This is a genomic window from Methylobacterium sp. Leaf91, from assembly GCF_001422815.1.
GTDB lineage: Bacteria > Pseudomonadota > Alphaproteobacteria > Rhizobiales > Beijerinckiaceae > Methylobacterium.
The window spans coordinates 189,338-196,474 of record NZ_LMMP01000002.1 but is presented as its reverse complement, the minus strand read 5'-3'; the positions used below and the strand labels follow the sequence as shown (position 1 = coordinate 196,474).

General features: G+C 56.3%; 4 protein-coding genes. 1 reads left to right on the top strand and 3 read right to left on the bottom strand.

Annotated elements, in window-relative coordinates; genetic code table 11:
- Positions 1-42: 42 nt before the first annotated feature.
- The 3 genes from ASF32_RS03515 to ASF32_RS03510 are packed head-to-tail and all read right to left on the bottom strand — an operon-like array spanning position 43 to position 1,502.
- Positions 43-621 carry a hypothetical protein gene (locus ASF32_RS03515; RefSeq protein WP_056423713.1) on the bottom strand — a complete coding sequence of 193 codons (579 nt, stop codon included), beginning with the start codon at positions 619-621 and terminating at the stop codon, positions 43-45.
- Positions 596-1,099 (bottom strand): hypothetical protein, encoded by a 504-nt coding sequence (locus ASF32_RS25085; protein WP_156467669.1) that lies wholly within the window; start codon positions 1,097-1,099, stop codon positions 596-598. The genes ASF32_RS03515 and ASF32_RS25085 overlap by 26 nt, the downstream gene beginning before the upstream one ends.
- Before the next feature lie 58 nt (positions 1,100-1,157).
- Entirely contained in the window at positions 1,158-1,502 is a 345-nt protein-coding gene (locus ASF32_RS03510) for a hypothetical protein (protein ID WP_056423711.1), read from the bottom strand.
- A 565-nt stretch (positions 1,503-2,067) separates the two neighbouring features.
- On the opposite strand from ASF32_RS03510, the gene ASF32_RS26800 reads away from it, so the two are divergent.
- Positions 2,068-6,894 carry a calcium-binding protein gene (locus ASF32_RS26800; protein ID WP_082490358.1) on the top strand — a complete coding sequence of 1,609 codons (4,827 nt, stop codon included), beginning with the start codon at positions 2,068-2,070 and terminating at the stop codon, positions 6,892-6,894.
- Positions 6,895-7,137: the final 243 nt, after the last annotated feature.

The window sequence follows — 7,137 nt, the reverse complement described above, 5'->3', positions numbered from 1 at the left end:
CGGTCGTACCGGAGAGCAGTCTGCGAGAACGAGGTTAGGGGGTCAGAATTGGACGCCGATCCCCCGCCTCACGGGGTCAAAGTTGCACGCCGAAACACAGCCTAGCTCGTGCGCGACTGCTCGAACGTCAGGCGTCCGCTCCATGTCGATCACTCGGAACAGTGTCTCGATTGAGCGATCCAGTGTCCCAGTGGCGAATAAATCTCGGGTAGCAGGGGCCATGAGGACGAAACCGAGTGACCTGCTGTAGGTGTACCCGACCTCAAGCATGCTCTCTTCAAGCGCCTCGGTTCCAAAGACCGCGCGATCCTTGCGGCCATTTTTCTGAGCGTCGTGGATCTGGGCGAAAAGGTACTGATAGCTCAGCATCGAGTCCGACACGTAGGAGAGGCCGTAGCGCCGGTTCTCGGTCTGAATGAGCCGATAGTTGCAGACCTCGACCTGTGACTCCTCGGCGGCTTCCATAAGACGGGTGCGTAGCTGTCCCGCCAGCTTTTGCTTCGCTGCTAGATTGATGCGCAGGGCCTTGCTGTCCGGCTCCCGCATGGAAGCCGCTTCTAGTCGGGCAACTGAGGCGAAGGCTCGGCGAGCCTCCTCAGCGACGGATGCGTAGTCCGACATCGGTCTCGCCTATCCTGAGCACTGCGATCCCCTTCAACCAGGCGCCAAGGTGCTCTCTACCGTATTGCTCGCTCCATAACACCTCGTTCCCGTTCGCCCGGAAAAAAGGATGCCCTATTGGAAACTCAGTCTCTACGAAGCCATCGATTTTGTCAATAAAATTGTTGTCGTTTATTAAGTTTATAAGCTCTTCCTGTTCTGCATTTAGGCTCTCCGCAACATCTTGATCAAGTACGACTGCTACATCAACATCTAAATTATTCGGTTCATCAGTGCGAAAACTGCCGTTTATTAACATAGTGCAGTTTATTCCTAGATCCACAAAGGCTTGTACAAATCTGCAAAATTTTTGAAATAGCTCCTCTCTCACTGTCGATTTATCAAAAGGAAGCACGCACAGCCAGTGCACCTGGAACAGCCACGTCTCATGTCGGCCAGGAGCTAGGAGAGGGTGGAAATCGCGCTTAGTCCCGGCCATGGCCCCTATGTTAGCTTGGCCGTTTAAGGTAGCAATGGCGGCTAGGTAGCGACTGTTCTCAACGAAGGGTTTTGCCCCGCTTCGCGAACTTGAACCGCAGCCCGTCGTCGTCGCAGACCACGTCTGAGATCTCGAAAACTGCGATGTAGGACTTCCGTTTGAAGCCCGGCTCTCGGCCCTCGTTCTCGGTTATCTCGTCCTCACAAAGGATGACGGTCTTGTTCGCTTCGATAGCATCAACGAACTCGTCGGCATGGGCGCGCCCACGCCTCACCCACGGGTCGTTATAGGTCTGCGCTTTCCCCTCGCACCAATGCTTATGAACGCAAGGGAGCCGTTCGCCGTCCACGACCGCGAACCATGACCCTACGCTTCCCCTAGCACTCGACCACTCGTTTGCCATTCGCCGTTCCCTTCGCGAAGCGTTCGTCATAGCACATCGACCGACGTTTGGTTTGCGAAGTATAATATCGCCAGCAACTACCTAGCATCAGGAGTTAAGCCAAGGCGTCGCCTCATACCGAGAAACTTAATGGATCTCGCTGCAGCCTCGCGCACGTTAGAATTGTAATTGAGGAATCGATGCTATCATCGAGTGAAGCCTTCGGACACGTTCCGTTAATAAGGCACGAATTGTTTCACAGATGCCACACCTCATTGCAAGCCCCTACTCTACAACGATATTTTACGTTTTTATGTCCTCTTCTAGATAGCAATCGTACCGTTTTTCGTCGCTCACCGAGATCGCCTTTTTCAAGAACAGTTTTGCGTTCGACAACAATTTGCGGTATCCAAGACCGGAAAATAATAAAAATTCTGCTTTGTCGCTTTCATTAAATGCGCTTTCGGGATGATTATTTACAAATTTGTTTCTTTGTACATTTACGGCAAGCCATTCAAGCCAATATCGTCGCCGAACTGACTTATAATTTCCAGCAACTCCGTCCCTTGATAGGCTTTCAGGAAAAATGGCAAAGATCTTCGGAACAGTACAAAATGATTATAATCTCACTGGGGGCGCCGAAGACGACTTTATATATGGCGGTCCTTCAGGCTCCGATCAAAATGTAAATAACGGGGACGATTATATCAATGGCGGCGGCGGTAATGACACGTTGGTCGGCGGCGGTGGGAACGACATCCTGGATGGTGGTGCAGACAACGATAGCCTGAACGGCGGAGCCGGCGACGACAGCCTTCGAGACGGCGACAACCGTTATTTCCTGGGTTCGTCTGCAGGCAATGACCGACTCACCGGCGGAGCCGGCAACGATCGCATTGAGAGCTATGGCGGCGTGGACTTAATTGACGGCGGTTCGGGTATCGATAGCCTCACTCTCGATCGCTCCTCGGCCAAAGTGAACCTGACCTTTTCGATCACGGACTCCTCATCCACCCTGGTGGGAGATGGGACCCGGGTCCTTAATGTCGAGATGATCAGCATCACCGGTGGCTCTGGCAATGATCGGTTTGCCACGGGCGACGGCAACGATACGCTCATCGGCGGCGGCGGACGAAATATTCTCTCGGGAGGCAGCGGCAACGATAGTCTAAGCGACTACTTATATTTTGACCCCTCGTCTGAAGTCCCCCATGAAACCGACAAGATGCTTGGCGGCAGCGGCGACGATCGCATCTCGAGCTACGGTGGCATTGACGTGATTGATGGTGGATCCGGTCACGACAGAGTCACCCTTGATCGCTTCACCACATCAGCCGATCTTTCTTTCACGATGACCGGATCAACCGGTAAGACCACCCTTGTGGGAGACGGAACCACGGTCATCAATGTGGAAACTGTTAGCCTGATCGGCGGATCAGGCAATGACCGCTTTACCACGGGCAGCGGCGACGATTTACTCAATGGCGGTGGCGGCAATGACATCCTGAACGGAGGCGACGGGTTCGACACCTTGTTCGGTGGCATTGGCAATGATCAGCTTAACGGTGGCAATGGTGGCGACACTTTAGAAGGTGGCGCAGGTAATGATACGCTGAGAGGCGGCGATGGCGATGACACTCTATCGGGTGGAGGAGGAGCAAATCTCCTCGACGGCGGAGCCGGCAATGACTTCCTTTCGGACGCCACCTATCCGTCCTCGACGGTCCTAGTCGGCAGCGACAGGCTCATCGGTGGAAGCGGTTCCGATCGGTTAGCGAGCTATGGTGGCGCTGACTTCATCGATGGCGGCGCTGACAGCGACAGCGCCACGATCAACCGCTCGTCGGTGGTCAACGACCTGACCTTCATTATGGCCGGATCCGACAGAACGACCACCCTTAACGGTGATGGTACGCGTGTCATCCATGTCGAGACCATTAGCCTGATCGGGGGCTCGGGTAACGATCGTTTCACGACGACGACAGGCAACGACACACTCGACGGCGGAGCCGGCAGCGACCAACTCAATGGCGGTGCCGGTACGGATTCTCTCTCCGGGGGGATTGGCAACGACCGCCTGAAGGGCGGTGCCGACAACGACTACTTGACCGGCGGTGAAGGGTCCGACCTGCTGGATGGTGGCGCTGGGGATGACAGCCTAAACGATGGGAATGGCTACTCGGCGGCCACCTCCACGGATAATGACCGATTGCTTGGTGGAACCGGGAACGACCGTATCTCCAGCTATATCGGCCGGGACGTGATCGACGGGGGAACCGGAACCGATAGCCTTATCATCAGCCGCGCTTCGGCTACCGCAAATCTGACCTTCACTATGGCAGATGCAGGCGCTGTAACTACGCTCATAGGCGATGGCACGACGGTCGTCGGCATTGAGACTATCAGCCTGACCGGCGGTTCTGGCAATGACCGCTTTACCGCGGGCGCCGGCGCCGACACGCTGAATGGCGGGCTCGGCAATGACGTGCTGAGCGGCGGAGCCGGTAACGACAGCCTCATTGACGGAGATGGCTCCAATCTTCGCGCGCCAGCCGGAAACGACAGACTGCTCGGTGGGACTGGGGACGACGTCATCAGAAGCGCAGGCGGGGCAGACACTATTGATGGTGGAGCAGGTTTTGATACCGCCTTCATCGACCGCTCATCTGCCCTCGTTGCTCAGACTTTCTCCGTAACTGGCTCAACTGGACGCACTGGAGACGGTACAACGATCGTCAACGTGGAAAGCCTTCATCTGATCGGTGGCTCGGGCAATGATCGCTTCACCACCGGCGTCCACGATGACTTCCTGTCCGGAGGCGGCGGCAAGGACGCTCTGAATGGCGGCGGCGGGAACGACGTGCTGGACGGTGACGCCGGGGACGATACGCTAAAGGGTGGAGCGGGCGACGACACGCTGAACGGCGGAACCGGAAACGACACTCTCGACGGCGGGGCAGGCGACGACCGCCTAAACGACTTCAACGGCTACACTTTCGGCTCATTGACCGGCAATGACCGCTTCATTGGCGGCACGGGAAACGACAGCATTTCGAGCCGCGATGGAGCGGATATCATCGACGGTGGCGCTGGAACCGACACAGCATACATCGACCGATCCTCAGCGATTGCAGCGCTGTCATTCAGCATGACAGGCTCTACTGGCATTACCAAGCTCGGAGGTGACGGGACGACGATTGTCAATGTCGAGAACATTTCTCTCACCGGCGGCACGGGCAACGATCGCTTCACTGCCGCTGAAGGCAATGACAGCCTGTACGGTGGAGCCGGCAATGATCAGTTGAACGGCGGAGCCGGTAACGATGTCCTCTACGGCGGGTTAGGCAAGGACACACTGGTTGGCGGTACGGGTAGCGATCGCCTCTACGACGCCGACTTTTATGGCTTCACCCAGGTGGGGAGCAATGACCGGCTCGTGGGCGGGAGTGGAGCCGACGATCTTACGAGCTATGATGGGGCTGACGTCCTTGATGGCGGGACGGGCACCGACACCGCCATCATCAATCGCTCATCGACAACCGCCGCGCTAGCGTTCTCAATGACCGGGTCCACCGGTATCACAAAGCTTGTGGGTGACGGCACCACGATCACGAATATCGAGAACGTGTACCTCACCGGCGGCGCGGGTAACGATCGCTTCACAGCTGCTGCTGGTGATGACACCCTGTACGGCGGAACCGGGAACGATAAGCTGAACGGTGGAGCTGGCCACGATGTGCTGGTGGGAGGTGCCGGCGACGACATGCTGAATGGTGGTGCGGGCAACGACCGCCTCGACGATGGCGACCCATATAGCTTCAGTTTTGCTACGAGCAATGACAAGCTCTTGGGCGGAAGCGGCGACGACGACATTGGAAGCTTTGCTGGCGCAGATGTCATCGACGGCGGTACGGGCACAGACACCGCCATCATCAACCGTGGGTCGGCGACTGCCGCACTGTCATTCTCAATGACGGGGTCCGACGGTGTGACAAAGCTGGTGGGCGACGGCACCACGATCACCCATGTCGAAAACGTCAGTCTCACCGGCGGAGCGGGCAACGATCGCTTCACCGCCGCAGGCGGCGATGACAGACTGTTTGGCGGAGTCGGTAACGACCGCTTGAATGGCGGAGCGGGCAACGACTACCTCGTCGACAGCTCTGACAACTATGGCAGCATCCCGTTCTTCGCACCGGACCGAGACACTATGATCGGTGGAAGTGGCGATGACAACATTACAAGCTATAGCGGTACGGACACTATCGACGGGGGCACCGGTATAGACACGGCCTTCATCAATCGGTCCTCGGCGATCGCAGGGCTTACATTCTCGATGGCGGGATCAAGCGGAATTACCGAGCTCGAGGGGGATGGCACCACGCTTGTCCGTGTCGAAAATATCTACCTCGTTGGCGGCACAGGCAACGATCGCTTTACAACTGGGGCTGGTAACGACCGGCTCATCGGTGGCGGCGGCGACGACCTGCTGAATGGCGGCGCGGGCAACGATGACATCCTCGATGGCTTTAACCCCTACAGCCCCTATCCGATCGCCTGGATAGACCGCGATACGTTGATTGGCGGAAGCGGCGATGACAACATCATAAGCTCCGGTGGCGTCGACGTCATTGATGGAGGGACAGGCGCGGATATCGCCTTTCTTCATCGCGAGATGGCGACGACTGATCTGACGTTCATCCTTGCCGACCCAAAGGGGACGACCACTCTCGTTGGCGATGGCACGACTGTCACCAATGTCGAGACCATCGAACTGAACGGTGGCTCTGGCAATGATCGCTTTACGACAGGCGCCGGCGATGACCGGCTGACTGGGGGCCGGGGCAACGACATCCTGAATGGCGGTAGCGGATCCGATACTGCCTCATATGCCGGAGCCTTAGGCTCGGTCGATGTTAATCTCACCACAGGAGAGGCTCGTGGAGCGGACGGCGCGGACACCCTTATCGGTGTCGAGAATGTCCAGGGATCCTTTTACGACGACGTGTTGAAGGGTAATAATCTCGACAACATTCTGAATGGTGGAGGCGGTTCCGACGTCTTAAGCGGCGGCAAGGGCGGTGACACGTTCCTCTTTGCAACATGGTCGAGCAGCGAAAACTCCCTTGTCCATCTGGCCGACTTTCATTCGAGCGAATCCGATAAGATTCATCTGAATAGATTTATATACTCTGCCTTAACCGATCAAAACGAATCGATTCCAGCACTCCTCTCGAGAGGTATGTTTGTCAACGGAACGACGGCGCATGATGCGAATGATCGTATTATTTATGACCGCTCGACCGGAAGCCTTAGCTACGATGCCGACGGCAACGGGGGAACTGCGGCCATTCAGTTTGCGGCCCTAGATAATAAAGCTGAGCTAACCTTTGCTGATTTTCTTATTATCTAGCGCTTAATATATCCCCTCAAACCAAATATTAGATAGCAAATAGGGCCCTAAATCGCATAAAGCGACTGTTTTAGCTTGCATAACTCCAGTCTTATTGAGGAGGGATGAAGTTAAATGATGCCCAGTAGTCTGATATGCAGACTCTGGTTGAAGTCTGCCGGCCAAGGGGCAGGACGCCAACGCAGAATCTGCAGCGTACGTTGTAGGCGATCTTTTGACGGCACCGGAATAGCCTCGAATGGC